This window comes from Shewanella sp. UCD-KL21 (assembly GCF_001957135.1).
Taxonomy (GTDB): Bacteria; Pseudomonadota; Gammaproteobacteria; order Enterobacterales; family Shewanellaceae; genus Shewanella.
This window is the reverse complement of the sequence record NZ_MPHK01000004.1, coordinates 47018-73315: the sequence shown is the minus strand read 5'-3', so window position 1 is coordinate 73315 and position 26298 is coordinate 47018. Positions and strand designations below refer to the sequence as shown.

Genomic DNA, 26298 nt, shown 5'->3' with positions numbered 1-26298 from the left:
AATCTCAACACTTGTCTAGTCATATTATGGCAAGGTTAACAATAATTTATGCTTGCACATATTGCTGGCGATCCCCTAACCAACGTTGAACTATGCTGTCTACATTTTGTGGCACTTGTTGCATAACATGGGCCGCTAATTTTTGCGTGTTTTCAATCAGGTATTGATCCCTGACTAAATCAGCGATTTTCATTTCTGCCAAGCCGGTTTGGCGGGTACCGAGTACTTCACCTGGGCCTCTTATTTCTAGGTCTTTTTGGGCAATAACAAAGCCATCGTTACTGGCCCTTAGTACCCCTAAACGTTTGGTGGCAGTTTGCGATAACGGTGCTTTGTACAATAACACGCAGTGGCTGGCAACTGAGCCACGACCCACTCGGCCACGCAGCTGATGCAACTGGGCTAAGCCCAATCGCTCTGGGTTTTCAATGATCATTAAACTGGCATTTGGCACATCAACCCCCACCTCAATAACCGTGGTTGCCACTAATAAATGTAGCTCACCCGCTTTAAATTGGGCCATTATTTGCTGTTTTTCTGCACTTTTCATACGTCCGTGCACTAAGCCTACCTTTAATTCGGGCAGTAATTGGCTTAATTCAGTTGCTGTATCTTCAGCGGCTTGGCATTCAAGTACTTCAGACTCTTCAATGAGAGTACAAACCCAATAAATTTGCCGATTATCATTCAGGGCGGCTTGTTTTACTCGCTCGATGATTTGCTCACGGCGATTATCGCTAATAGCAACCGTGGTGACAGGGGTTCTGCCTGGCGGTAACTCATCAATAATGGAGGTTTCTAAATCAGCATAAGCGGTCATGGCTAACGTGCGTGGAATTGGCGTGGCTGTCATTATCAGTTGATGCGGATGAAAGCCTTGGCTGATGCCCTTTTCACGTAAACCTAAGCGTTGATGGACCCCAAATCGGTGTTGCTCATCGATAATGATCAGCGCTAACTTATTAAAACTGACCTGTTCTTGGAAAATAGCATGGGTGCCAATTACCATGTTGGCGCTGCCATCGGCGATATCAGCCAATGATTGTGTTCTGGCTTTGCCTTTTAACTTGCCGGCTAACCAGCCCACTTTTAGTCCTAATGGTTCAAACCAGGCGGCAAAGTTGACCGCGTGTTGCTCTGCTAATAATTCCGTCGGTGCCATCATCGCCACCTGATAACCATTTTCAATGGCTTGCAGGGCTGCTAAGGCGGCCACTAAGGTTTTACCTGAGCCAACATCCCCTTGCACTAAGCGCATCATAGGTGTGGGCTTTTCAATATCAATACCGATATCAGCTACCACTCGTTGCTGCGCCCCTGTCGGCTTAAACGGTAGGGCTTTTAAGAAGGGATTTAACAGTTGGCCGGTGGTGGGTAAAGTCACCGCTTTATCAAGATTATTGCGCTGACGTAATTGCAGCATACTTAAGTTATGGGCCAGTAACTCTTCTTGCACTAAGCGCTGCTGAGCGGGGTGCATGCCTTGCTCTAAATCTGATTGGACGATGTTATTGGGCGGTCGATGGATTAAGGTTAATGCCTGACCAATGCTCATATTGTTGGGCTGCAGCGCCGGAGGGAGTAACTCTGTTAAGCCACCTTGATTAAGCATAGTAAGCGCCTGCTCGGTGAGCTTAATCCAGCTGGCTTGCTTTAACCCTTCAGTAGAAGGATAAATGGGGGTTAATGAATCACTCAGGGCTGGGTTTTCGCCCGCTTTAATGATTTTGTATTCTGGGTGAATAATCTCAAAATGGCGATTACCGCGCTTGATTTCGCCATAAGCCCGAATTATCGCGCCGTTTTGCATGCCATTTCGCTGGGCGAGTGAAAAGTTAAAAAACCGCAGTGTGAGGTAACCGCTTTCGTCGGCAATGTTGCAGGTCAGCATACGTCTGCGACCCGGCATAATTTGGGTTGAGATGATTTCAGCCTCAACTGTGGCGTACATGGCGGGATATAGAGCATTAATGGGATAGATTTGGGTGCGGTCTTCATAGCGCAGCGGCAAATGAAACAGTACATCTTGCACTGTCTTAATGCCAAGCTTTGCCAGCTTTTCAGCGGCTTTTTTAGCGACGCCTTTTAAGTCGGTAATCGGTACCTGATCCAATGGTTGCAAATCTAGTATGCCTTTATCTATTGAGTTGACCACAGACTTCATCACTTCGACTTTGTTGATATTGTATAGATCGCTCAGTAAAGCGAGTCATTCACTTTGGGGTTAACTTTGACAGTTATCCAAAGAGTTATACAGTCAACTTTATAGCCCTGATGCTTGTTAGCAATGATAGTACTGTAAATATATACAGATGTTATGGCTTATCTTAGCAGAGTTTTAATACAAGGCAATATTAATCCAAATATCAGGCTTAACTGCCTCTATAACCAGCCTTTTTGTTTAGCTATTCGCGCCGCATCTATGCGATTGGTGGCATTGAGCTTGCTGATCGCTTCAGAAAGGTAATTGCGCACTGTACCTTCGGCGATAAATAGCTGGGCGGCGATATCACTGGTTGATAAGCCAGCACTGGCTAATCGCAGCGCTTTTCTTTCTTTATCATTGAGTGGGTCGATATCGCCAATGGCGCTGATCGCCAGCTCTGGATCGATGATTTTTTTACCTGCCATCACCTGTTTAATGGCGTTGACTAGACTTTCTGATGGCGCATCTTTTAGCAAAAATCCCTCTACGCCACAACTGAGCGCTCTTTTGATGTAACCTACGCGACCAAAGGTGGTTAAGATGATGATTTTAGTTTTAGGTTGCATTGTTGCAGCCTCGGCTTGATATGCTGCGAGCCACTGAGCCAGCTCAACGCCGCTGTGACCGGGCATTTCGATATCACTGAGCAGCAAATCAAAATGCTGCTCTTTAAGCATTGCCATGGCTTGGTTACCATCTTCTGCTTCTGTGATATCGACTTCACCGAGTTCATCTTTAGCAAGGGTAAGTAGGGCTGATAACGCCCCGCGCACCATGGCTTGATCTTCTGCTAATAAAATCTTCATTAAGGCTGTTCCGTGTCGTTGTCAGTGTTAGGTTCACTGACTTGCTCTGCTTCAAGGGGCAAACTGATGCTAAAATGGTAGCCATCGTTAATATGATAACTAAACTCGCCGCCCAATAAGCTCACTCGCTCTCTAATGCCTTTTAAGCCATTGCCTTCTTTAATGGTTTTGGCGTTAGCGTTGTCACTTAGGTTGACAACAAGGTGTTTATCCAAGGTGTTAAAGCACCATACACATTGACTGGCTTGGCTATGTTTGAGCATATTATTAACTAATTCTGTCAACATTAGCCCTAGTTGAGATTCTTGCAAAGGGGTTAATGGGGGTAATTTACCCTCGAGATGTACCTCAATTTCTTTTTGTCTTAATAAACCACATAGTTGATTAACCGTATCTTGTAAGCCTTTATGTTTGTAATTAGAAACCGTTTGGCGAATTTCAGTTAAGCTGTTTCTGGCGATATCAGCAAGTTCCTGTAAATGCTGTTTTGCTACAGCAAGCTCGCCTGCTTCAAGCAGTTTTTCGGCGAGTTGTGCTTTCAGTGCAATGGAAGATAAATTGTGCCCCATGATGTCATGTAAATCGCGCGCAATACGTTCACGCTCCAATGCGGTCGCTAAGTTGGCGATTTCATCATTTGATTGTCTTTGTTGGCGTCTTATACGCTCATTGTTATGCTCAACCACTCCCAATAGCCCCACCACAAAGGTGATTAACATACCGTATAGCGGGAAATAATAAGCTTCATAGCCAATCATGTAATTAAGTAGCCACAGCCAAATACTGATAAGAATCAAGCTAATAATGGCGCTGCGCAGTGAATAGAAAAAACCAATAAAAAAGCCGGCAAAACTGAAAAATGAAATGGAGCCGCTGGTAAATATGGTGGCAACGCTCGCGGTGACGAGCATTAAAGCAATAGGGTATTTCCCTTGAACGGCAGAGCTTTTGTAAGCCCAAAAGTACCCATATAAGAAGGGGAGTATCAGTAACAAGCTGACAGCGACCCGAGCCCAATCATCCCGCATAAACCAAAGTGGAATAAAGTAAAAAATCAGATTGAGCAGATATACCCAAGCCGTTTTTTGTCGATAGGCTGTTTCTGGGTGAACGCCAGCGTTGCTAGTATTTACCGAGTTTGTGGTATTGATATTAGACATGAAGCCTCCTTGCGAAGTTAGCATACTGCAACCGAGTCATAATGTGTATGTCTGCAGTCGCTAGCTTCAGCAGCATCGGATTATCGCGCTTGTTGTTTAAGTAAAAAATTTGCCCAAGCGTAATTAGGAGCAATTTCTACAGCGTGTTGCCAATCAACAATGGCTTCTTGTTGACGACCTAATTCTTGCTTAGCGAGTCCGCGCCAGGTGTACGCTTCAGTTTGTCCCCAACAGATATCAACACATGGTCGTTCATAAAAACGGATGGCATCAGTGGCATACTGCTCGGCTTTATCCATACCGCCGCCATATTGAGCGGGAGTATAAAAGGCGCTCATGGCTCTGACTAAAGCGATGCGTGGGTTTTCAGGGCTGAGTTGTTCAGCTTGAGCCAGTAAATCACTTGCTTTCATCCCAAGAGATTGTCCTTTACTTGGGTCATTGGCGATTTGCATGCCGTAAACAGAAGCCAGTAGCGCCATTGATTCAGCATCGTCTTCACGGCTTAATACAGTTTCAAGTGTCGACTGTGCATCATTAAGGGCTGCATTTACCACTCGAGGCTGACTGCTAATATTCGCTGTAATTGCAGTGCGATACAGCGCATAGGCGTGTTCATAATCCACAGATTGTTCGCTGATAGCTTTAAGCTGTTGTAGATTCATTGCGTTGGCTGCCATATCGATCGCGCTGATATCGGCATGACTAGTACTACTGGCGAAAGTCAGTGTTACCGCCATAACGGTTGATTTTGAGATTAGCGATTTTAAGATTCGTGCTGTCATGATTAACTCCGTTTATTGCATTTAAGGTGTGTTGCTACGGAGTTAGTATCTAAGAAGGGAGTTAAATAGGGCAGGCACAAAGGTCATCAGTTTGATATGACAAATGTCATCAAATAAAAAACCGTCAGTGGCATGCTGACGGCTTTTTATTTACGAAAGTATTTTTACGAAAGTATATTTGCGACTGTATGTGCGTCGTTATAAACCTAGGTGATTAAATCTCGTCTTCCCAGCACACTTTAGCGCCGCGAATACCATCAACTTTGGCACTGAACTGCTTTTCTAACACATGACGTTTAATTTTAAGCGTTGGGGTTAGGGCATCATTTTCAATGGTCCAGGGCTCTGTCACTACGACAATGGCATCCACAACTTCATGAGACTCAAGGTGCGGGTTAACTCCATCTAGGGTCGCTTTCAGTGACGCGCGCACTTCTTCACGGGCTTGTAAAGCTGAGCCTTCAGATAATTGCACTAAGGTGATCGGATGCGGTAAGCCTGAGCCAATGACACAAAGTAGCTCAATGTGTGGATCTTGGGCTATTTTACGCTCAATTGGCACCGGCGCCACATACTTACCTTTAGAGGTTTTAAAGTTATCTTTAACGCGGCCAGTGATAGAAATGTAGCCATCTTCATCGATTTCACATAAATCACCCGTATGGAAAAATCCATCAGCATCAAAGCATGCAGCTGTGGCTTCTTCTTGCTTGTAATAACCTGTCATCAAACCTGGGCTCTTAACCATTAACTCACCTTCATCGGTGCGGCGAACTTGGCAGCCTTCGACAGGGCGACCCACACTACCAATTTTTGAGGCATTAAATGGGAAGTTAATAATTGAGTAAGCACAGTTTTCAGTCATGCCCCAAGCTTCTGAAATATTCATGCCGATTTTGTTGTACCACTCTAATTGAGACGGCGGAATAGGGGCTGATCCTGAACCTAATAAACGGCAATGCTCTAAGCCTAAACCTTTTTGGATTTTACGTTTAACTAAGCCGCTAACCAGTGGGATTTTAAGCAATAAATCCAGCTTGCTTTGGCCAATTTTATTGACAATATTGAGCTGGAACAGGGTCCATAAACGCGGCACCGAGAAAAACACCGTCGGGCGGCATCGCTGCACATCAGCCACAAAAGAATCTAAACTTTCTACAAACGCCACCGACGAGCCGGAGTAAAAAGACGATCCTTGAATCGCTACCCGCTCAGTAATGTGCGCTAAAGGCAAGTAGGATAATAATCTGTCTGTGGTATTGGTTTTTAAATCGCGCACAACCGCTTCACAAGTCCAGCCGTAACTGCCGAAGGTCTGCATAGCGCCTTTAGGTTTACCGGTAGAGCCCGAGGTGTATATGAGCGTCATCATTTGATCGCTACTAGGCGTAGGCGCATCCACTAATGGTTGGCCTAACTCAAGCAGTTTTTCCCAATGATATTGCGCTGGCATGGTGTCATAAGGTAAAGCTAAACGGAGGATTTCTCCGCCGACACCGGCTTCTTGGTCGGCCCAAAAGTCGAGCTTGCCAGTGAAGATAGCTTTAGCGCCACTGTGTTCTAATACATAGCGGATCATTTCAGCGTTAGCAGTGGGATAGATTGGCACACTGATGTAGCCGCCGTGCATAAGGGCAAGATCGGTAATAAACCACTCGGCACAGTTTTTAGAAAGCAGAGCAACTTTGTCACCCGGTACTAGACCTAAGTGGCGTAATGCGCCTGCAATTTGTTGTACCTTTTGCTGAACTTCTCCCCATGTGAAGTCAACAAACTGGCCGTTAATTGGTTGTCGTAAATATACTGCATCCCCTTGGGTTTCAGCCCAATGAGATAACATTTCTACTGGCGTTTTTATTAGATTTTCCATCGACAATTCCATGTTCTTTTTGTTTTTAATGTAGGATGCATTTATTGCTGCTTTGCTAATGCAATCATCTCAGTATGGCTATTTATCAGCCTATTCGCAAACGCGAGAACAGCTAAACGAGATAATTTCTACTTATAAACTAGCATGTTTCACTGAAAATTAAATACCCCTTGAGTAATAGCTCTAATAAAAAAGGGTGCCAATGGCACCCTTTAGGATAAAACTCGGTTTGTGAGCTAGATCTCCATTATTCCATCCATTTCCACTAATGAGCCTTTTGGCAGCTGTTTTACCCCAATTGCAGCACGTGCTGGATAAGGCTGAGTAAAGTAGCGCGCCATGATTTCATTAACGGTAGCGAAGTGAGATAAGTCGGTTAAAAAGATATTCAGTTTAACGATATCAGCCATAGTGCCGCCAGCGGCATCACATACTGCGGTTAAGTTTTCGAAAACCTGTACAACCTGCTCAGAGAAATCATCGCTAACCATTTCCATAGTGCTTGGTACGAGTGGGATTTGGCCTGAAAGGTAAACAGTGCTACCTACTTTTACAGCTTGAGAATACGTGCCAATTGCTGTTGGAGCTTTATCGGTTGCGATGATGATTTTTTCTGCCATGACGCCCTCTGCGATCAAGTAAATGAATGATGTCATCCCTAAGCTGTTATCTAACTTAGGGATTTAGGGGATCAATATTACTAACGTTTGTGGCAGGTGCGCAAGACTTCTGCCATGCAGAAGCCGTGATTGATTTATTAGCGGTTACGCGAGGTGCGTAATACTTCAGGTAATACCCGAATGCGGCGCATAACATTGGCCAAATGAACACGGTCGTCGACTGAGATCCGCAGGTTAATGAGATAGACTCTGCCATCACGTTCTTCAGTGCTCAAGTTATGAATATTCGAGCCGGCGGCAGCAATAATACTGGTGATTTTTGCCAGTGCGCCTTGATGATTGACAATTTCAACGCGCAGATTGGCTTGATAGCTTTCACCTTCAACGTTATCCCAATGTACTGGAATATATTTGTCAGGTTCGCCTTGATAACCACGGATATTTGAGCAATTTTCCATGTGTACCACAAGGCCTTTGCCCGGGCTTACATGGGCGATGACCGCATCACCTGGAATTGGACGACAGCAATTTGCGAAGGTCACCAACATGCCTTCAGCGCCGCGAATTGGCATCAAGTGCTCTTCGGTTTCGCTATCTTCATTCTTAGTGGTGAGCTTGTGACCCATTAAGCGCTGGGCAACCACAATGCTCATGGCATTACCTAGGCCGATATCAGCCAATAACGATTCAAGATTGTCATGCTTAGTTTCAGCAATAACTTTTTTAAGCTGCTCTAAGGTGATGTCATCAAGCTTGTTTTCACCTAATGCGTGGTTCAGTAGCCGTTTGCCGAGCGCCACAGCATCGTCACTGGTTAAACTTTTCAAGACTTGACGAATTTTACCGCGGGCTTTACCTGTTACGACAAAGTTAAGCCATGCAGCATTAGGTCTTGCGCCTTTAGCTGTAATAATTTCAACGGTTTGGCCTGATATTAACGGCTGACTTAATGGATAAGCTTGACGGTTAACACGGGCACCGACACAGGTGTTACCCACATCAGTATGGACTTCGTAAGCAAAGTCGACCGCTGTTGCATTCACCGGCAGCTCTAAAATACGGCCTTCTGGGGTGAATACGTATATTTCTTCAGGGAATAGTTCAGTTTTAACATTTTCCACAAATTCAAATGAGCTACTGGCGCTTTGTTGTAGCTCCAGCAAGCTTTGCATCCACTTATGGGCGCGAACTTGGGTGGTACTTTGTTGTGAACTACTGGTGCCGCTCTTATACATCCAATGAGCAGCAACCCCTTTGTCAGCCATCAGATCCATTTCTTCAGTACGTATTTGTACTTCAACAGGAACCGCATGAGGGCCAAATAATGAGGTGTGCAATGATTGATAACCATTGGCTTTAGGAATGGCAATATAATCTTTAAAGCGACCGGGATGAGGCTTATAAAGACCATGCATGGCACCTAATACACGGTAACAGGTGTCAATGGAATCGACCATGACTCTGAAGGCATAAATGTCCATGACTTCTTGAAACTGCAGCTCTTTATTACTCATTTTAAGGTAAATTGAGTAAAGGTTTTTCTCGCGGCCTTTGACTTTGCAGTTAATTCCTGCATCTTCAAGGCGAGAGACAATGGCAGTTTCAATACTGTTAATCAGTTCTTTTCTATTACCACGGGCTGCTTTTACGACTTCTTTTAACACTCGATATCGCATCGGATAATAGGCTTGAAAACCTAAATCTTCTAATTCGCTTTTGATATTGTGAATACCAAGACGGTTAGCGATCGGTGCGTAAATCTCTAAGGTTTCGCGAGCGATACGACGACGTTTGTCAGGACGTAAAGCCCCCAGGGTTCGCATGTTATGCGTTCTGTCAGCAAGTTTGATCAAAATAACGCGAATATCCTGCGTCATTGCCATCATCATCTTGCGGAAGTTTTCAGCTTGGGCTTCTTTTTTATCGCGGAACTTGATTTTTTCAAGTTTAGACACGCCTTCGACCAGTTCAGCCACAGTGACGCCAAATAACTCGGTGAGTTCTTCTTTGGTGACAGGGGTATCTTCGATGGTGTCGTGAAGCAGTGCAGCCATTAACGTCTCGTGATCGAGGCGCATGTCTGCAACGATGCGGGCTACCGCAACGGGGTGGGTAATATAGGGCTCGCCACTTGTGCGCATTTGCCCTTCATGGGCATCACGCGCAACAATGTACGCCTGCTTGAGTAACTCTACTTGCGCTGGTTCTAAATAACCAGACGCAGACTCCTTTAGACCTTCAAACAGATACAAGTGGCGCTACTCCTTAAAGTGAACGGCCTTCAGCAATTGCTGCAACAGCGGCAATTTCAGCTGCTTCGCGTTCACGTACAGTTTGACGCTCATCAGCGTCTAATGTGTTTGAGGTGACTAGGCCTAATTCGATTTCGCGCAGGGCGATAACCGTTGGCTTATCGTTCATCTCTTCAACCATTGGGTCTTTACCTTGCACAGCGATTTGGCGTGCACGACGCGCTGCAACCAGGATCATGTCAAAACGGTTGCCGATTTGTTGTACGGCGTCTTCTACAGTTACGCGAGCCATGTGGTGAAACTCCAGTGTTATCTATGGGAAAAAGTGACGTTCAATTGTACTTAATGACAATTAGTCTGCCAACAGATCGTTAATCATACCATTATGAGTATGGATCTGACTAGCACAGGTTGATCTTTGGCTGCGAATGATCGCGCGCAGATCGTCTAGTGCAGTATCAAAGTCATCATTTACAATAATATAATCAGCGTCTTTATAGTGTGACATTTCAGATACAGCCTCAGCCATACGTCCATCAATCACGTCTTGGCTGTCTTGGCCTCGGCCAGTTAGGCGTCGTTCAAGCTCAGCTTTTGAAGGTGGTAAAATAAATACCCCAACGGCTTCAGGCATCAGCTTTTTAACTTGCTCTGCGCCTTGCCAATCAATATCTAAAAAGACATCAATACCGTTGGCTAATGTTTGCTCAATGACCTTGCGGGATGTGCCGTAATAGTTACCAAACACTTCAGCCCATTCAAAAAAAGCTTCATCAGCGATGAGCGCTTTAAATTGTTCAACGCTGGCAAAGTGATAATGTTGACCATTAACTTCACCAGGACGTGGTTGACGGGTAGTGTGTGATACAGACACTTGCATGTCGCTTGGCTTATCTTTTAATAAAGCAGAGATAAGCGAAGATTTACCGGCGCCACTTGGGGCAGACACAATAAATAGATTTCCTCTCGCGCTCATAGTGCAAATTCCAACCAGATTATTTTACAGGGCGAGTATTATACTCAAAGCATGGCAATTTGCGAGATTTGTGATGGAAAAAACTGCATAAATCTGTGGTTATTAGCGGCGATTTTTTTCTAACCTTAGTAATACATTGATTAGTTTAATGCATAGTCTTAAAGACCTAAGGCTATTTCATTTTGTCATATTCGTTAATAAAAAATGAACTGGCAATGTTAATGGCGCTAAATGGTTTGTGATTGATGTTTTTACAATTAATTTTGCGGCAAATGCAGTGGTTTCGCTGACTTTAGTGATGAAATTGTTTAGTCTGCTTATATAGTTTCTGTTTATTTATTATTGGGATTTCTTGTGTCATTTTCATCCTTATTTTGTCGCCAAGGCCGAGATAACGGTCAAAGAGTGTTGGCTGTGCAATTATCTTGTTTGATTTTTGTATTAATCATCGCGCTGTTATTTGCTCATTCTGTTACCACTATTATTGCAGGGGTAGTGGCGCTGCCCATTAGTGCTTTAAGCAGCTTACGCCGTTTACGAGACGCAGCTAAGCCAAGCTCTTTGGTGGCAATCCCAACCTTGTTATTGTTATTTTTTAGCCTTTCCATTGCATTTAGTTTTCCTGTCGCTGTATCAGTGATCATTTTTGTTTTAGCGGTCATAGTAAGCGCTGGTTTTGCGTGGTTTTCAGCCCCCAAAGGCAATAGCCGTAATCAAAGGAGCAGAAATAATCTTTATGTTATGGGTTATCAAGGCCCGCATGCTAAACCTGTAGCAGGCGCTAAAAGAGTAAGACAGCGCCAAGAACCGACAATAGGCCATGGCAATAACAGCAGTCTTGAGGCTGAAAGCCCTGACGCTGCTAACTTTGATCGCGCAAATTTTGATAACGCAAACGCTGATATTGAAAGCTTTGATAGCAACAGTTTTGAAGATGAACTGGGCCATGAGCCCGGTTATCAGCACGAAACCGTTTATAAAGAGTCTGAGCCTAATCCGTTTAATCATTCTGCAAATAATGCTGGTGGATACAATAGCGAAAATGACGAGGCGGCTTATCAAGCGGATGAAAAGCCCAGTTACCGAGTTGACCGAGGCGCATTAGAGTCAGGTTCGATGACAGAATTACTTAAATCTTGGTTAGTGTGGGCGCAAGATAATAAAAAACTACTCATAATGGCGGCCAAAGCCATAGGGGTTATTTTTGCCATTAGCCTAGTTATCTATCTAATTAGCTTATTATTTACCGGCACAGAAGAAACCGAAGTGACCAGTGTTGAAACCGCAGCCATTGAGCAGCCATTAGCAAGCAATGAAACCGCAAGAGTAAAACTGCCTGATGGTTTTTGGCTTATCTTACAACAAGATATTTTGGTGTTACGCTGGTTAGGTGATGAAGGCGATGCCCAGTCTATTTGGCGTTTAGACACAGCCCAAGGCGATAAACGCTGCGCCGAATTAGTCTTTAATGACGGCAGTAAGTTTAGGCCTATCAGTGTTGATTTAATGGCAGATAGCGGCACAGAAGCGCGCTTTTCACCGCTGGATAATAACAAGCTCATCAACAATGTTGCCATGCGTGGTAGCTTCAAACTGTGTGGTTATAACTTTAGCCTGAAAGGCAGCCAAGCCACGTTATCCTCTGAGCCAGCATTTGGCCGATTTATGAAAAGCTTATAAGGGCTTAAATCGCAGCATAACAGGTGACTAGTGTTGCCGGCTGCGATGGCTTAAACTGTTTGGCTTGCAAAGAAAAGATATGGAGTGTTGGGTGGTTGAGTTTATTAGGCAAACAATTTTGCCTTTATATGGAATTGCAGCGTCAGAGGTAACAAGTGCCACTATTGCGCCATTAGGTAACGGTCATATTAATCAAACCTATTTGGTTAAGTGGCCAACAGGGCAAATGGTGCTACAGCAAATTAATACCACAGTGTTCACCAAACCTGACGTGTTAATCGACAATGCCGCTAAAGTCAGTCATCACCTGACGCAAAAAGCTAGCTTGGGTGAATACCAGCTCGATGTTATTTCGCCTGTAGCACTTAAAGATGGAAGTTTGTCGGTAAACCTTGGTGATAAGGGTTATTGGCGAGCCATTAGTTATTTAGCCAACAGCCATACAATTGAAGTGGTGAGTAACCAAGATGAAGCCAAAATGGCCGCCAGCGCTTTTGGTCATTTTGCACATGCATTGAGTGATTTAGATGCTAATAGCTTACAAGATGTTATTCCTAACTTCTTAAACCTTCCCCTACGTATCCAACAGCTTAAACAAGCGGTTGCTGATGATAAATCTCAGCGCTTAGCAGATTGTCAGAAATGGGCAGATCTAGTGTTATCGCAACAAGCCTTGTTTGCAGAGTTAGCCCAAGTGGAGCAACAACTGCCACTGCGTATTTGTCATAACGACACCAAAATCAATAATATGCTGTTTGATAAGCGTGATATGTCGAGCATGGCGGTGATTGATATCGATACCTGCATGAAAGGCTATTTGATGTATGACTTTGGCGATATGGTGCGGGCCTTTTGCTCACCTGAGGAAGAAGACTCTACCGCACTGGATAAAGTCATTGCACGCCCTGACATCATCAAAGCCGCCTGTGGGGCTTATACCAGCCAATTAAGCGCTATTCTCAGCGCCACTGAAAAACGCAGCCTGTGGTTAGGCATTAAAGTGATGGCGCTTATGCTAGGTTCACGGTTTTTAACCGATCATTTAAATGGCGATGTGTATTTTGGTATTCATCGTGAGGGTCATAACCTTGATCGCGCTGCGAACCAGTTAACCATATATAACAGTTTGGTCGCCCAAGAAGCGCAATTAGTGACGCTATTTGAATAATAGCTGGGCTGTTTCAGATCATTTTCATAAACCCAAACGTCGATAAGGCTAAACCATGAAGTACCAATGGATATTGTTTGACGCCGATGAAACTCTGTTTGATTTTGATATTTTTAGCGGCCTAAAGCTGATGTTTTCACGCTTTGAAATTGACTTTAAAGCCAGTGATTTTGAATTTTATCAATCGGTAAACAAACAACTTTGGCTGGATTACCAGCAAGGGTTAATTGATGCGGCGCAGCTGCAACATACCCGTTTTTTACATTGGGCAGAAAAACTCAATGTTACCACTCAAAGGCTTAACAGTGACTTTTTAGCCGCTATGGCCGATATCTGTCAGCCACTACCGGGGGCGAAACAGCTGGTGGATAGCCTAAAAGGCAAAGCCAATCTAGGCATAATCACCAATGGCTTAACTGAGCTACAAAATGTGCGCCTTGAACGCACCGGCTTTAAGTCGTCATTTGAGCATGTGGTGATTTCTGAAGAGTTTGGTAAAGCTAAACCCGATGTCAGTATTTTTGAGCATACCTTTAAGCTGATGGGTAACCCTGAAAAGCACAATATTTTGATGGTGGGCGATAACCTACATTCAGATATTTTAGGCGGGGTAAATGCAGGGATTGATACCTGCTGGCTCAATCATCACGGCAAACAAACTGTTGATGGCATTACGCCAACATTTGAAGTTAAAGACTTACAGCAACTGCATGATGTACTGCATTCAGTGAGTTAGATAGCTCGCTTTTTAGCATAAATAAAGCCACTCGATTGAGTGGCTTGTTTTTGGGTAAAGCTTTAGCTCAAAGCCTTAGTTTAAAGCTTTATTTCAAAGCCTTAGCTTAAGCACTTGTTTCAGCCGCTTTAGGAAACGCTTCATGATAGGCAATCATAAAGTCTTCTCGAATGTGTTGCTCTAAATGGGTTGCACGCTCAGTGGGGCAAAAAATCATAATATGCACCAATTGCTCACCTGCAGGGCCGCTATGGATATGAATATGTGGCTCAGGGCCGGGCAGGTCCACGCCAGCATGTCTTTCAATAATATTGTTATAGCGAGTGGCCACTTCAAAAAAGTCTTCACAGTGGGCTTCAATCTTGCTGAGTAATGCAGGAAACAGCGGATACAGGTTTACAAACTCCACCACAGTGATGCTAAAGTTGTGGTACACATAGCGCTTCATGAAATTAAGATTCTTCACCGCATAACTAAAAAACATACTATTTGGGAAGGTGACCGTTTTGCCGGTGTAATGGTACTGGCCATGGTGCAAGTCAATTTCTTGGATCACAGTCGCCATTAAATTGTGTTCAATCACCTCGCCGCACAGCTTACCCACTTCAATCCAATCACCAATCACAAATGAGCGCGAACTAGCCCGCTGAATTGAGCCGGTAAAACACAGAATAATCTCTTTTGATGCCACTACAAAGGCAATTGCAATCGCAGTCACAGACAGGGCAAACTTGTTAATCTCGGTTTGCCACAGTAAAAACAAAATCATCACGATTAAGATGAAGGTGCCATTTTTAGTCCGCGACATCCACTTACGTTGCCCTTCGCTCACAAAAGCGATATCACCACGAATTTTCGACACCACAAAGCGTTTAAGCATCGACAGCAATAGGATGATTAATACAGTAACAAACAACTTATAGGTGGCTAAAAAATCAATGACGATATTAACGTATTCCACAAAACCTTCTTTAAATAACCATAACTTGGTAGACGAATTCAGCGATAAGGCTCACTGTATCATAGCCATGGATTAAGTCAGCTTTGACCAGTGATTTTTAATGGAAAATGATTTACAGCGAGCAGACAAACAAGCTGTGGTAATCGCGTTAAAATGGTTGACGTATGAAGAATAATAAATGAAAGCGAAGCTGCCAGAATGCCGTTTTTATAAAGAATCCAGCTTTGATAAAGAATGCCGCTTTTATAAAAAATACAGCTTCGCTAAAAGGGATTTGGCTGATTAATGCTTCAAGAAAATATAGCCAGCCTTTTCAGCGCCCCACACTTGTTTATCTTGGCTGTCATAGCCACGATCCCAGCTAACAATACTGTCTTTTGTTACTGTGACTTCTGAGGTGGCATAACTGGCTCCACGTAGCTGACTTAAACAAGTTTTCTCATCAGTAGAGCCTGTAAAGTGTTGCTCGGTTTCAGACCAAGCTAAAAACACCGTACAACCTGATTTTTCGGTTAAATCGCTCGGCGTGAGTTCGCTTAGGGGCGCCTCATCTTTGTAAACCCCAGCAAAGCTTTTATCATTTTCAAAAGTGTAAACCTTGCTCGCAAATCGGCTATCAGATAATGCCGTTACTTCATACACGCGTTGGCGATATGGCTTATCTAAATGCGTTGCAGCAGCTTGCTCGACATAAAGCCAAGTCGAGTTATCTTTAGGCCAAATCTGCACCATATTAAGATGAATATTATAAAAATCTTTATCGTCAACTGATTGCTGCTGACTATCGAAATGCCCCTGCATCCACTCAAGTAACAAAGCTTGTTTGTCTTGTTCAGTCGCTTGAGAGGTGATTGGCATTAAAGCCAAGGCAGAGAATGCGCTGGTTAGAGCAACAAGAGTCAATGATGTTTTCATAGGAAATCCTTTCCGTTAAATGGGGCGTTTATGCTGACAAATATATATATTTCTTGTGTTAAATTAACTGATTAGTTCAATTGTGTAAAATGGGACTTTTCAGATGTATTTAGTTAGCTTTTAAATCTAGCCGATCGCGAGCTTAGCCGTTTCATGCCATAAATAGGCTGGCATTGGGTGCTGCAATTTCCATGTGATATTCATCGGCTGACTACCTTCATATTTTACAAAGTCGATAGGACCAAAATTAACGAACCCCATGGTTCTGCCATGTTGATCCTTGGCTTGTTCTCTAACAAATAAGATGAATATTTTACCGTTTTTACTTTGGTTTATATAACTCAAACCTCGGCCTGAGCAAGGTTTGGAATTATTTTGGGTTTGCCAATGAAACAGAGTCGGGCTAATGGCGTAATCATGATACATGGTGGTTGCTGAGAATTGTTTTTCACATTTGTTTAAAGTAACAAATAGCAGCGCAACATTGGCATTGGGTATATCTAAAATACCTTCACGGCTTGATGATTTTTTATCGAAAGTACTGTCACCAAAAGCCACTAGAATATGCTCTTTTGGGTAACGAACATGCATTTTTAATGGTGAAGTATCTACCACTGAATTATTAACCACTGGTATAGAGAATTCATTTACTTCAAGTCTTTCTATAAGTAGAGAAATGACTTGGCTTAACTCATCTTGTAAGCTTTGATTTTGTAAGGCCAATAGGCTGTCTTTCAGAGTGTTAAATCCAGCGCTTTTACCTGTTTTATCCCAAAAATCATAATGGCACATTAGTGCTAAAAGTCGGTCGTTGGTTGAATGATTATGGAAGTTACTTTCACAGAGCGCTTTTACAAAGCGTAAATAGGAAATAGATGAACAGCTCAATAAGCGATTCTTAATCGCACGATAATAGGCTTCATAAATTGTTTTGCTATCTGGTGATACTTCTTCTCCTTTACTCAATGCCAGCAATACAGTCCATCCTCCTAATTTGTCATGTTTAACTTTGTAAATGTCTTCTAAGCTTATATTTGGGTGGATATGCAAGAAGTTAATCAAGGTTAAAGGCAGGTTGGTCACATGCGGGTAATTGATGATTAAGCTAATAAGCTTATTTTTATTGAGGGTAGCTTGGGTAATATTTTTAAGGATCATGGATTGAGTTTTTTCTTGTAACTCAATGCGGCAGCCTAAAGGTAAATGCGGAAAACCCTGCTTTATTTCTTTAGCGATCGGCTGATTAGTTTTACCCACTAATGCTCTAAATTTATGGGAAAAATCATACTCAGGTCGTGAGTTACCTACAAAGTCTAAAATGGTGCAGCATTCTTTATCATTAGTTAATCGTAAGCCGCGACCCAGTTGCTGCAAAAATATAGTTAAACTTTCAGTAGGGCGTAAAAAAAGCAAGGTGTCCAACTCGGGAATATCGACCCCCTCATTAAAGATATCAACCACAAACAAGACATTTATTTGCTTTAATTTTAACTGCTGTTGCAACACTTCACGGTCGTTACTGTTATCGCTAGTTAATACGCCACAAGCAATATTATGTAAGGTAAACTTTTGCGCCATGAACTTTGCGTGAGCTTTACTAACGCAAAATGCCAACGCCCGCATTTGGGTTATATCTGTCACTATCTCGTCAAGACTTTGCAATATCCGCTGTAGGCGTTGATCGTTATAAGTATAGAGGTGGGTCAATTCGGCAATATCATAACGACCTTTTGACCAAGATATTCGTGTTAAGTCGGTGTCATCATCAATAGCAAAATATTGAAATGGCGATAAGTGCCTTTGATTAATGGCCTCTGGTAAGCGAATCTCAGCAGCAATGACATTACAAAAGTCAGTTAAAATATCTGCCCCGTCATTGCGCTCCGGTGTTGCAGTTAAGCCTAATAGAATTTGAGGTGCAAAATGCTGTAATACCGCTCGATAACTACTTGCTGCAATATGATGTACTTCGTCAATGACGATGTAATCAAAGTAATCTTCACTCAAGGCTATGCTATCAATTTGATTATTTAGGCTTTGAATAGAGGCAAATAGCTGCTGAAATTGTGTTGGTTTGTGATTACCGACCCATAACTCACCAAAGGCACTATTTTTTAACACGCCACGATATGCCGCTTGTGCTTGTTTTAGTATTTCTTCGCGATGGGCAACAAATAAGAATTTGGCTTCGGGATTATTTTGATAAAAGTGCGCGAAATCAAAAGCTGAAATAATGGTTTTCCCAGTTCCGGTCGCCGCAACCACCAAATTTCGGTATCTGCCATGTAGCTCTCGTTCAACTTTTAATTTATCCAGAATGGTTTGCTGGTGAGAGTGAGGCTGAATGTCAAAATAGAAACTCGGCGCTGTGGTACTGAATTGTCCCTTTGCTGTTTGCAGTGCCGCATGCAATTTTTCACGGCTTTCAATGTTACCGTCAAAGATTTCGAAATCAGCTGACTCCCAATAGGTTTCAAAAGTACTTAAGGACTTTTCAATGATGTGGGGGATTTCTTGGAAGGTGATTTTTAGGTTCCACTCTAAGCCGCTTGTTAACGCTGAATGTGACAGGTTAGAAGAACCAATATAACCGGTGTGAAAGCCTGTGTTACGCATGAATAAATAGGATTTTGCATGCAAACGTTCACGATTGGTGTTGTAGCTAAGTTTAACTTCGGTGTTGGGTAGTGATGCTAGAAACTCAACCGCCTTTGCGTCAGTGGCGCCCATATATGAAGTGGTAATAATTTTTAATTGTTTGCCGCTACGGGTAAAAGACTCTAGCTCTTTTTTAAATATTCGAATACCGGCCCACTTTATAAATGAAACTAACCAATAGATTTTGTCAGATGACAGGATCTCTCTTTTAATTTCAGTTTCTAGTGAAACGCCCACATTACTGCCACAAAATAGCTCACTCTGCGTGAGGCCTGTGATTGGCATTATGGCTTCTACGTGTTTAGGTAAATCAGCTGCAATGGGATTTGATTTATCAAATAGCGCGGTAAGTATTTTACCTTGGCTATCGATTAAGTTTTCGTTAATTAATTCTTTATCGTGAATATGAGCACTGAGCCACTGAACGATTGTATTAGCTAAATTGATCTGCTGATGAGCTCTAGTATCGCTATTGGGAACAGAATCCATAGCAATTTCAATAATGCGGGTTAAAAATCGAGATAAGAATGTGGCCGCTTCAGCGGCTTCCAATGTGCGTTCACCAACATAAAAAGAATCACGATCTAAGTTGTGCTCAACCAACTGGGTAATGAGTTGCTCGTATATACCTGCTTGATTCATGGAAGCTCATTGTTATCTGCTATTTGTCAGCCAGGATAACTTAAATATCTGTAAAGATGAATGATGTGAATAATATTGAGGTAATCTTTTAAAAACAGCGGTTTGAATGGATTTTAAGGTAGGGTTACAAGGCCATAAAGTATACAAGCTTACCGCCTATAGCGTGTAAAAGTGATTTTAACGGTTATAGCGTGTGAAATTTGATTACCTAGACAATGGATAAACACTGAACGGCAGAAACACAAAACCCAGCCGTTGCTGGGTTTTACTCGTTTGATAAATTCAATTAAACGCTTTCAATAATGACGTAGTTACTTCGCTATAGCTTGATATGTTTCATTTCTTCAACTTGAGCAAGATAGTACTTAAAAGGTGTAATAACCTACACCGTTGTGAAAGTTGGTGCTTGCTCAAGGCAAAAGTGTAGGATCGTCCACATTGAATAAAATAATACGGTGGCACTTTTAAAAAGAGTAATAAGGTTCGCTATTTTTTGTGTTAATCAGTCGCTGTTTTAAATCTAGGGCAGAGTAAATTTTCCATCAATCCTAACCCCTGCTTTGTATCTCATTGCTATAAAATAAAAAGCCCAGCTTTTGCTGGGTTTAGTGTTATATAACGCCTGTAAAAAGGCTATTCAACGTTTTGAATCAGAATGTGGGTTGAAACTGCAAACATATTAAAATCAATTACTTGATGTTGAGTTAGTTTTGCTTTTTTATTTTTAACCACCAGTGGTTCACTTCCTAGATACAAGCCTATTAGGCAATTAATTACCTTAACTCAACCTCTTGCCTGACGCAAAGTATCAGCTTTAGTATCCTTCTCCAGTCATGTGATTGTTATTCATATTTATATTTCAATGGGCATTATTTTGTCCATAAATTAGAAAATATAGCTATAATAGACATTATTGTATCCATTGAGGCTGCGCATGAATTTTCCACTTTTAGATGATACCGATGTAAGCCAAGCTTTTGCTACTCATCTGCGGGGCTTGCGCAAACAAGCGAAGCTATCGCGAGAGGCACTGGCCCAGCGTAGTTGTGTGCCTGCTTCGACCATAAAAAAGTTTGAGCTTACCGGACAGATTTCATTTCGCCAGCTGCTGCTTTTGTGGCAGTCGCTGGATTCACTAGACAGGCTTTATCAATTGACACAAACAACTGCTGACCGTAGTGCTTTACCGACCAGTATAGAAGAGGTGCTTAAAGATGAGTTTTAAATCCATCCAAAAGCTGAATGTAGGTCGAACTCTCACAACAGGCGAAATCGTATCGGTGGGTGTATTAGCGCAAAACCGCCAAGGTGTTTTCTTTCAGTACAATGAAAACTATATAAGCAGGTTTGGCAATTTATCACCATATACTCTTCAAGGTGATGTGCGATTACAGCAAGCACCGAAAGGACCACATCAAGGCATTCACGGCGTTTTTGGCGATAGTCTTCCCGATGGGTGGGGGTTATTGTTGCAAGATCGCGTGTTCCGCCAACAAGGTATAATACCTGCACAAGTAACAGCAATGGATAGACTGGCGTTTGTTGGCCTGCAAGGAATGGGGGCATTGTCTTTTACCCCTGTATCTGAGCTCTCATTCGATCAGCGTTCAGATATTGATTTGGACACACTTGGGCTTGAAGCACAAACCTTGTTTGACCAGGCTCTATCTGACGATATAGACGGTAGCACTCAGCACGTGTTAGCAACCTTGGTAGCTGTCGGCAGCTCCGGCGGTGCTCGCCCTAAAGCACAAATCTATATGCCTGCCGGAGACGCGACGCAATGCCGCACCTATGCACAGCCTGGCGATGAAGCATGGCTAGTTAAGTTTACCTCGAAGAACTTGGCGTTGGGCCATGAAGAAGGTTTGTGTGAAGCGGTTTATTTACAAATGGCTGAGCAAGCAAAATGCCAGCCACCGATTTGGCAGTTAATTGCAGCACCAGCAAGTAGTGGCGCTAAAGCATGGCTTGCGTTAAAGCGTTTTGATTATTTACCAGCGCAGGATAAGGCTGGGCGTTTACATATGCACAGTGCCTGCGGCTTATTGGATGCTGATTTTCGAAGCCCGAGCTTAGACTACAGCGATCTTATTAAAGCCAGTCGTCAACTGTGTAAGTCACCTGCTGCCGGGCAACTTCAATTTCGACGCGCAATGTTTAACTTATTTGCCGCGAACCAAGACGATCACAGTAAAAACTGGGGCTTTTTACAAGCAGATGATGGCAGCTGGCAACTCGCACCATTTTATGATGTGACCTTTAGCCCTCACCCGTTTAATGAGCATGCTACCGCCTTTGCAGGGTACGGAAAAGCGCCACCACTCAAAGTGATGCAAAAGCTGGCTGCTAGTGCAGGCTTTGCTAATTGGAAGGAAGCGCAGCAATGCATTCAAGAGGTCGTTGATGCCATTAGTCAGTTTAAGTACCTTGCCGAGCAACATGCGATCAGCAAGACAACAATATTAGCGATAGAAAAAACACTCGCAGAGCGCAAGCAAGAAAACGCGACACTCTTAGTTTGAGGCGACGTAGCATTAAGATAAATAGGTGAGTAGGTACAGTATGAAACCAGGTCGAAATGAACCTTGCCCTTGTGGCAGCGGTAAAAAGTACAAACGTTGCTGCATGAACAGTATTTCTAAGCAACACGCATCTATGTTGGATGATATTGAGCAAGTTGCTGCAATGAACCCTAACTTGTCTTTAGAAGAACTCAATATTGTCGCAGAACAAAAAATGAAGGCGGCTAATGATCGGCCTCATCCTGATTTCTGTGGCCTTTCGCCAACACAAATGAGTAATTGGTTATATGCGCCTTTCAGTGAGTTGGAAGGGGTACTAATACAGACGCCAGATAACCTAATAACCAGCCCAGTGATGCGTTACTTAGCATTGATATTAGATGAAGCCATGCAAAACGGTGGTTCATTTGAAGCTACCAGCAAAGGTAACTTACCGACAAAAATTGTTAAGCAGGCTAGTGAGTTATTGCCAGAGTTCGCCGTCTCTGAATTTGAACGACACATCAGCATTAGTGAATATGCAGGCAGTAACGAAGATAAGTTCAATGCATTGCATTACAGCCGAGTACTGGCAGAGATTGCAGGTATTATTTATCGTCGCAGTGGCCGCTATCATGTTAAAAAAGCGGCTCAAAAGCAGTACCTAGCTCATGGTATTCAAGTGTTCTTTATTCCTATGCTCGAAGCAGCAACCTCTCGGTACAATTGGGGCTACCTAGATGGATGGGAGCACGACATTGATCTAAGACCCTTCTGGTTGTTTATGTTGTGGCGCTTGCAAACTCATGCCAGTGTAAGTCAGATGATTGATGAAGTGATTACCGCATTCCCTGACATACTGTTAAGATGCCCTGAAGATGGGTATTCGTCTCCAAGTCAGTTGTTAGGCACAATGATTGAATCGCGCTTTATTAAACGCTTCCTGGAGTTTTGGGGCTTAGTCTCGGTAGACCCTAAAGGATTTCTTTATGAACAATATGAACTGAGAAATGCAGACATCAAACCATTACTGAAGCAAACTTTTCAATTTAATGTTTAGTATGAATTACTAAGGCTAGGATCGATTTTCAAGTTCAGATTGTTATTCTTAACTAAAATACCCAGCTATTGAAGCTGGATATTTTAGTTTTGAATTCTAGCAAATGTGATTACTCAACATTCTGAATTTGCTCGCGCATCTGCTCTATCAATACTTTAAGTTCTACCGCTGCGGCGGTGACTTCTGCACTGATTGATTTAGACGCTAGGGTATTAGATTCACGGTTGAATTCTTGCATCATGAAATCTAAACGGCGGCCTTGGGCGCCACCTTTTTTGAGGATTAAGCGCGTTTCTGCAACGTGTGCATCAAGGCGATCCATTTCTTCTGCGACATCCATCTTTTGTGCAAGTAGCACCATTTCTTGTTCCATGCGGGCTGGATCAAGTTCGCCGGTGATTTCTGCTAAACGGTTACTGAGCTTGTCACGTTGCCATTGCATGACAGCTGGCATGTGCTCACGTACGATTGCCACTTGCTCAACAATTTGGTCTAGGCGCGTTTGCAACATGGTGTTGATGGCTTCACCTTCACGGCCGCGAGCTTCGATAAATTGCGCTACTGCGCCATCAAAAGCCACTAGTAAGTCTTTATTGATATCGCCCATGTCTTGCTCTGCGCCAGACATCACACCAGGCCAGCGTAGAATGTCGGCTAAGTTAAGCTCGCCATGGCTAGATTCTTTTTTTAACCAATCTGCTGCGTTAAGTAGTTGCTTGGCTAAGTCTTGGTTTAGGCGCATTTCACTGCTGCCAGACTCTGAAAGTTCATAACGTAAGTTGACCTCAACCTTGCCGCGGTTTAATCGCTTACGAAGGCGATCACGCAATACTGGCTCTAGGCTACGCATTTGCTCTGGTAAGCGTAAGTAGGTTTCTAAGTAGCGTTGATTGACTGAGCGGATTTCCCACGAGGCTGTGCCCCATTCGGCTTTGTGCTCAATGCGAGCGTAGGCGGTCATACTTTGGATCATTGTGAACCCTGATTAATTAGCAACGTAATAGTGTGTCGATTATAGTCTGCTGATTGTGAAGGTCAAAGCTTAGCAAGTTTTATCAACTGGCTTTTGGGCTATTTATACTGGTTAGTGTGCAACTTAAGCGGCTTTTATCGGTCACAGCATTGCGATTAAGGCACGAGTGTCGTCTACCTATCATGGAAATAGTTTGCTGTGGTGACCATAGTCATCGAATTAAGCCGATGAATTGTTTATAGTAGCGGCAATTATTTGCTCACGCCTGCTGCGTGAGTTGTTGTTAATGTTTGGAGTAGTCAATTGGACCATTTTGTGTGGAATCTCGACCCAGTACTCATTTCATTTATGGGTTTACAAGTACATTGGTATGGGGCTTTGTTTGCAGTAGCCATTGCCAGTGGTTTTCAAGTTATGAAGCACATGTACAAAAAAGAAGGTTTGGATGTCGCATCGTTAGATAATCTACTGACTTATTGTGTGGTGGGGATTATTGTTGGCGCCCGTTTAGCCCACTGTTTCTTTTACGATCCAAGTTACTATTTTGCCAATCCAATGAAGATTTTGGCCATTTGGGAAGGTGGCTTAGCCAGTCATGGCGGCGGTTTAGGTGCCATTTTAGCGCTGTATTATTACAAGCGTAAAACCGATATGCCGTTTTTGTTTTTACTTGACCGCTTAGCCATTGCCACGGCGATATTTGGCTTTTTTGTGCGGATGGCGAACTTTGCCAATTCAGAGATTTTAGGGCTGCCGACCACTAAACCGTGGGGCATTATTTTTGAACGTATTGATATGCTGCCGCGCCATCCGGCGCAGTTATACGAGGCCATTAGCTATTTAGTTATCTTTATTGCTTTGTTTGCGGTGTATAAATTTACCAACTTAAAACAAAAGCACGGGGTTATTTTTGGGCTGTTCTTGTGCAGCGTATTCAGCGCACGTTGGGCCATTGAAATGGTCAAGGTTAAGCAAGCCGCTTATGCCACTGAGTGGACAATGAGTGCAGGGCAGTTATTGAGTATTCCGTTTTTAGTGGTGGGTGTGGCGCTGTTGGTGCTGCCTATGATTAAAAAGACTAACTAGATTGAGCAAGACTGTTTACGACGATTAACTGTTTTAAGCCTTTAAAAGCCGAGTGAGTTGCTGCATGCAGTGATGAGCTCGGTTTTTTTGTGCCTAGCCAATACTCATGTTGGCGCTAATATCCGTGCTAACTCTATACAACTGCTAACTAGGCTCCAATCATACGGTAAATCTCATCGATGCTGACTGTCTTGCCTTGCTCTAATTGTTTAATCCCAGCGACTATGGCGCGATTTACTGGGGTTGCCACTTGATGTTTGAGCCCAAGCTTTACGACTGCGCCATTAAGGTAATCAATCTCGGTGGGGCGCTGGGTGTGAATGTCTTGCCACATGGATGAACGGGCTTGAGGGTCGATTGCCAACATGGGTTTTGCTATCAGGCTAAATAAGCTATCAGGCACTGACAAGATCAGCGGCAGTAAGCTAGGGTTCACTTTGGTAAATTGAGCCAGTGGCAACTGTGCTTGTTTGCAGATCTTAAGCCACTCTTGCATTGCCATGGCTAGCAGTTTTCGGGTTTTGCGTTGGCTTAATTGCTGCTTTATCGGTACATCACATATGGCGTTTAAGGCGTTATTGAGGTTGAGCAGTAATTTACCATTAATAATGGCCGCCATATCGGCTACTAATGTGCAGCTGATATTTGCCTGTGCATTGTTCATCGCGGTTTCAATGGCGTGAGTTTGCGGGCATGTTTCGAAGGTAAATACCCCTTCAGTGCCTTTATGAAAGCTGGCGTTGTCTTGCTGCAATACATTAAACGGGGTGATGCCCTGAAAGATTTGCCTTACTTGATTGCGGTTTTTAAAAGCTTGCTGAAGGATTTCAAGGCTACCTAGGCCATTTTGCATTAATACTATGGCGCTTTGCTGGGTTGATATTGCTAATAAGTCATCGATGATGCTGGCGAGCTGATGGCATTTTAGGGTGACAAAGATGACATCGAATTGGGTTATTTTCCCATTATCGACGCTGTTATTATCACTTTGATTATGGCTCTTATTAACAGACGGGTTGATATCGGTCATCAGTGCATCTGGCATGACGCGTTGATCTAAGCCTTGATAGTCAGTAAGCCGAATACCGTTATTTTCAATAATGCTGTGTTTAATCCGTGGCCGGCAAATAACACTGACATCAAGCTTAGCGAGTTTGAGTTCGCCTGCTAAAAAACAGCCTGTTGAGCCGGCACCAAAGATGGCAATTTTCATGTGTCTCACATCATTTAAACAATATTT

Annotated in this window: 21 protein-coding genes; 7 read left to right on the top strand and 14 right to left on the bottom strand. The window is 43.2% G+C overall.

Annotated features, from left to right (window positions below):
• Positions 1-46: 46 nt before the first annotated feature.
• From recG to gmk, 9 genes are all read right to left on the bottom strand, one after another.
• Positions 47-2122, bottom strand: a complete 2076-nt coding sequence (gene recG / locus BM739_RS05170) for an ATP-dependent DNA helicase RecG (RefSeq protein ID WP_076538421.1) — start codon at positions 2120-2122, stop codon at positions 47-49.
• Positions 2123-2382: 260 nt separating this feature from the next.
• Positions 2383-3012, bottom strand: a complete 630-nt coding sequence (locus tag BM739_RS05165; RefSeq protein ID WP_076538089.1) for a DNA-binding response regulator — start codon at positions 3010-3012, stop codon at positions 2383-2385.
• Positions 3012-4172 (bottom strand): sensor histidine kinase, encoded by a 1161-nt coding sequence (locus tag BM739_RS05160; RefSeq protein WP_083698073.1) that lies wholly within the window; start codon positions 4170-4172, stop codon positions 3012-3014. The genes BM739_RS05165 and BM739_RS05160 overlap by 1 nt, the downstream gene beginning before the upstream one ends.
• An 80-nt stretch (positions 4173-4252) precedes the next feature.
• Positions 4253-4957: a tetratricopeptide repeat protein gene (locus BM739_RS05155; RefSeq protein WP_076538086.1), complete on the bottom strand. Its 705-nt coding sequence runs from the start codon at positions 4955-4957 to the stop codon at positions 4253-4255.
• Between the two features lie 214 nt (positions 4958-5171).
• Complete coding sequence (locus BM739_RS05150) at positions 5172-6827, bottom strand: AMP-binding protein (protein WP_076538083.1); 1656 nt, start codon at positions 6825-6827, stop codon at positions 5172-5174.
• A 236-nt stretch (positions 6828-7063) separates the two neighbouring features.
• Entirely contained in the window at positions 7064-7447 is a 384-nt protein-coding gene (locus BM739_RS05145; RefSeq protein ID WP_076538417.1) for a RidA family protein, read from the bottom strand.
• A 137-nt stretch (positions 7448-7584) separates the two neighbouring features.
• Positions 7585-9699 (bottom strand): bifunctional GTP diphosphokinase/guanosine-3',5'-bis pyrophosphate 3'-pyrophosphohydrolase, encoded by a 2115-nt coding sequence (gene spoT, locus BM739_RS05140; protein ID WP_076538080.1) that lies wholly within the window; start codon positions 9697-9699, stop codon positions 7585-7587.
• A 13-nt stretch (positions 9700-9712) separates the two neighbouring features.
• The gene (rpoZ, locus tag BM739_RS05135) at positions 9713-9991 is read right to left on the bottom strand and encodes a DNA-directed RNA polymerase subunit omega (protein WP_076538077.1); all 279 of its coding nucleotides are present in this window, start codon (positions 9989-9991) and stop codon (positions 9713-9715) included.
• Positions 9992-10051: 60 nt separating this feature from the next.
• Positions 10052-10675 carry a guanylate kinase gene (gene gmk / locus BM739_RS05130; RefSeq protein ID WP_076538074.1) on the bottom strand — a complete coding sequence of 208 codons (624 nt, stop codon included), beginning with the start codon at positions 10673-10675 and terminating at the stop codon, positions 10052-10054.
• A gap of 354 nt (positions 10676-11029) precedes the next feature.
• On the opposite strand from gmk, the gene BM739_RS05125 reads away from it, so the two are divergent.
• The 3 genes from BM739_RS05125 (at position 11030) to yjjG (ending at position 14259) form a co-directional block, all read left to right on the top strand.
• Positions 11030-12355, top strand: coding sequence for a hypothetical protein (locus tag BM739_RS05125; RefSeq protein WP_076538071.1), 1326 nt, complete (start codon positions 11030-11032; stop codon positions 12353-12355).
• Positions 12356-12446: 91 nt separating this feature from the next.
• Positions 12447-13523, top strand: a complete 1077-nt coding sequence (locus tag BM739_RS05120) for a phosphotransferase enzyme family protein (protein ID WP_076538415.1) — start codon at positions 12447-12449, stop codon at positions 13521-13523.
• Positions 13524-13578: 55 nt separating this feature from the next.
• The gene (gene yjjG / locus BM739_RS05115) at positions 13579-14259 is read left to right on the top strand and encodes a pyrimidine 5'-nucleotidase (protein WP_076538068.1); all 681 of its coding nucleotides are present in this window, start codon (positions 13579-13581) and stop codon (positions 14257-14259) included.
• A 106-nt stretch (positions 14260-14365) separates the two neighbouring features.
• On the opposite strand, the gene BM739_RS05110 is transcribed toward yjjG, so the two are convergent.
• The 3 genes from BM739_RS05110 to BM739_RS05100 form a co-directional block, all read right to left on the bottom strand.
• Entirely contained in the window at positions 14366-15220 is an 855-nt protein-coding gene (locus tag BM739_RS05110; protein ID WP_076538065.1) for a mechanosensitive ion channel family protein, read from the bottom strand.
• Between the two features lie 282 nt (positions 15221-15502).
• Positions 15503-16135 (bottom strand): chromophore lyase CpcT/CpeT, encoded by a 633-nt coding sequence (locus tag BM739_RS05105; RefSeq protein ID WP_076538063.1) that lies wholly within the window; start codon positions 16133-16135, stop codon positions 15503-15505.
• Between the two features lie 126 nt (positions 16136-16261).
• A complete protein-coding gene (locus tag BM739_RS05100) occupies positions 16262-19435 on the bottom strand; it encodes a DUF3427 domain-containing protein (protein ID WP_076538060.1) in 3174 nt (1057 codons plus the stop codon).
• Between the two features lie 934 nt (positions 19436-20369).
• On the opposite strand from BM739_RS05100, the gene BM739_RS05095 reads away from it, so the two are divergent.
• The 3 genes from BM739_RS05095 to BM739_RS05085 are packed head-to-tail and all read left to right on the top strand — an operon-like array spanning position 20370 to position 22999.
• Positions 20370-20660, top strand: a complete 291-nt coding sequence (locus tag BM739_RS05095) for a helix-turn-helix transcriptional regulator (RefSeq protein ID WP_076538057.1) — start codon at positions 20370-20372, stop codon at positions 20658-20660.
• Positions 20650-21960, top strand: coding sequence for a type II toxin-antitoxin system HipA family toxin (locus BM739_RS05090; RefSeq protein ID WP_076538054.1), 1311 nt, complete (start codon positions 20650-20652; stop codon positions 21958-21960). Before BM739_RS05095 ends, BM739_RS05090 begins: the two co-directional genes overlap by 11 nt.
• Before the next feature lie 40 nt (positions 21961-22000).
• Entirely contained in the window at positions 22001-22999 is a 999-nt protein-coding gene (locus BM739_RS05085; RefSeq protein ID WP_076538052.1) for an SEC-C metal-binding domain-containing protein, read from the top strand.
• Positions 23000-23108: 109 nt separating this feature from the next.
• Here BM739_RS05085 and BM739_RS05080 read toward each other — a convergent pair whose 3' ends face one another.
• The gene (locus BM739_RS05080; RefSeq protein WP_076538049.1) at positions 23109-23972 is read right to left on the bottom strand and encodes a YicC/YloC family endoribonuclease; all 864 of its coding nucleotides are present in this window, start codon (positions 23970-23972) and stop codon (positions 23109-23111) included.
• 303 nt (positions 23973-24275) lie between these two features.
• Between BM739_RS05080 and lgt the strand changes: the two genes are divergently transcribed.
• On the top strand, positions 24276-25058 hold the full coding sequence (gene lgt, locus BM739_RS05075; RefSeq protein WP_076538047.1) for a prolipoprotein diacylglyceryl transferase: 783 nt from the start codon (positions 24276-24278) through the stop codon (positions 25056-25058).
• A gap of 148 nt (positions 25059-25206) precedes the next feature.
• On the opposite strand, the gene BM739_RS05070 is transcribed toward lgt, so the two are convergent.
• Positions 25207-26271 (bottom strand): 2-dehydropantoate 2-reductase, encoded by a 1065-nt coding sequence (locus BM739_RS05070; RefSeq protein ID WP_076538044.1) that lies wholly within the window; start codon positions 26269-26271, stop codon positions 25207-25209.
• Positions 26272-26298 lie beyond the last annotated feature (27 nt).

Bases quoted from the DNA above. Each gene is read 5' to 3' on its own strand.
- BM739_RS05165 (WP_076538089.1), bottom strand. From the start codon at position 3,012: ATGAAGATTTTATTAGCAGAAGATCAAGCCATGGTGCGCGGGGCGTTA.
- BM739_RS05160 (WP_083698073.1), bottom strand. From the start codon at position 4,172: ATGTCTAATATCAATACCACAAACTCGGTAAATACTAGCAACGCTGGC.
- BM739_RS05155 (WP_076538086.1), bottom strand. From the start codon at position 4,957: ATGACAGCACGAATCTTAAAATCGCTAATCTCAAAATCAACCGTTATG.
- BM739_RS05150 (WP_076538083.1), bottom strand. From the start codon at position 6,827: ATGGAAAATCTAATAAAAACGCCAGTAGAAATGTTATCTCATTGGGCT.
- BM739_RS05145 (WP_076538417.1), bottom strand. From the start codon at position 7,447: ATGGCAGAAAAAATCATCATCGCAACCGATAAAGCTCCAACAGCAATT.
- rpoZ (WP_076538077.1), bottom strand. From the start codon at position 9,991: ATGGCTCGCGTAACTGTAGAAGACGCCGTACAACAAATCGGCAACCGT.
- gmk (WP_076538074.1), bottom strand. From the start codon at position 10,675: ATGAGCGCGAGAGGAAATCTATTTATTGTGTCTGCCCCAAGTGGCGCC.
- yjjG (WP_076538068.1), top strand. From the start codon at position 13,579: ATGAAGTACCAATGGATATTGTTTGACGCCGATGAAACTCTGTTTGAT.
- BM739_RS05105 (WP_076538063.1), bottom strand. From the start codon at position 16,135: ATGAAAACATCATTGACTCTTGTTGCTCTAACCAGCGCATTCTCTGCC.
- BM739_RS05100 (WP_076538060.1), bottom strand. From the start codon at position 19,435: ATGAATCAAGCAGGTATATACGAGCAACTCATTACCCAGTTGGTTGAG.
- BM739_RS05095 (WP_076538057.1), top strand. From the start codon at position 20,370: ATGAATTTTCCACTTTTAGATGATACCGATGTAAGCCAAGCTTTTGCT.
- BM739_RS05090 (WP_076538054.1), top strand. From the start codon at position 20,650: ATGAGTTTTAAATCCATCCAAAAGCTGAATGTAGGTCGAACTCTCACA.
- BM739_RS05085 (WP_076538052.1), top strand. From the start codon at position 22,001: ATGAAACCAGGTCGAAATGAACCTTGCCCTTGTGGCAGCGGTAAAAAG.
- BM739_RS05080 (WP_076538049.1), bottom strand. From the start codon at position 23,972: ATGATCCAAAGTATGACCGCCTACGCTCGCATTGAGCACAAAGCCGAA.
- BM739_RS05070 (WP_076538044.1), bottom strand. From the start codon at position 26,271: ATGAAAATTGCCATCTTTGGTGCCGGCTCAACAGGCTGTTTTTTAGCA.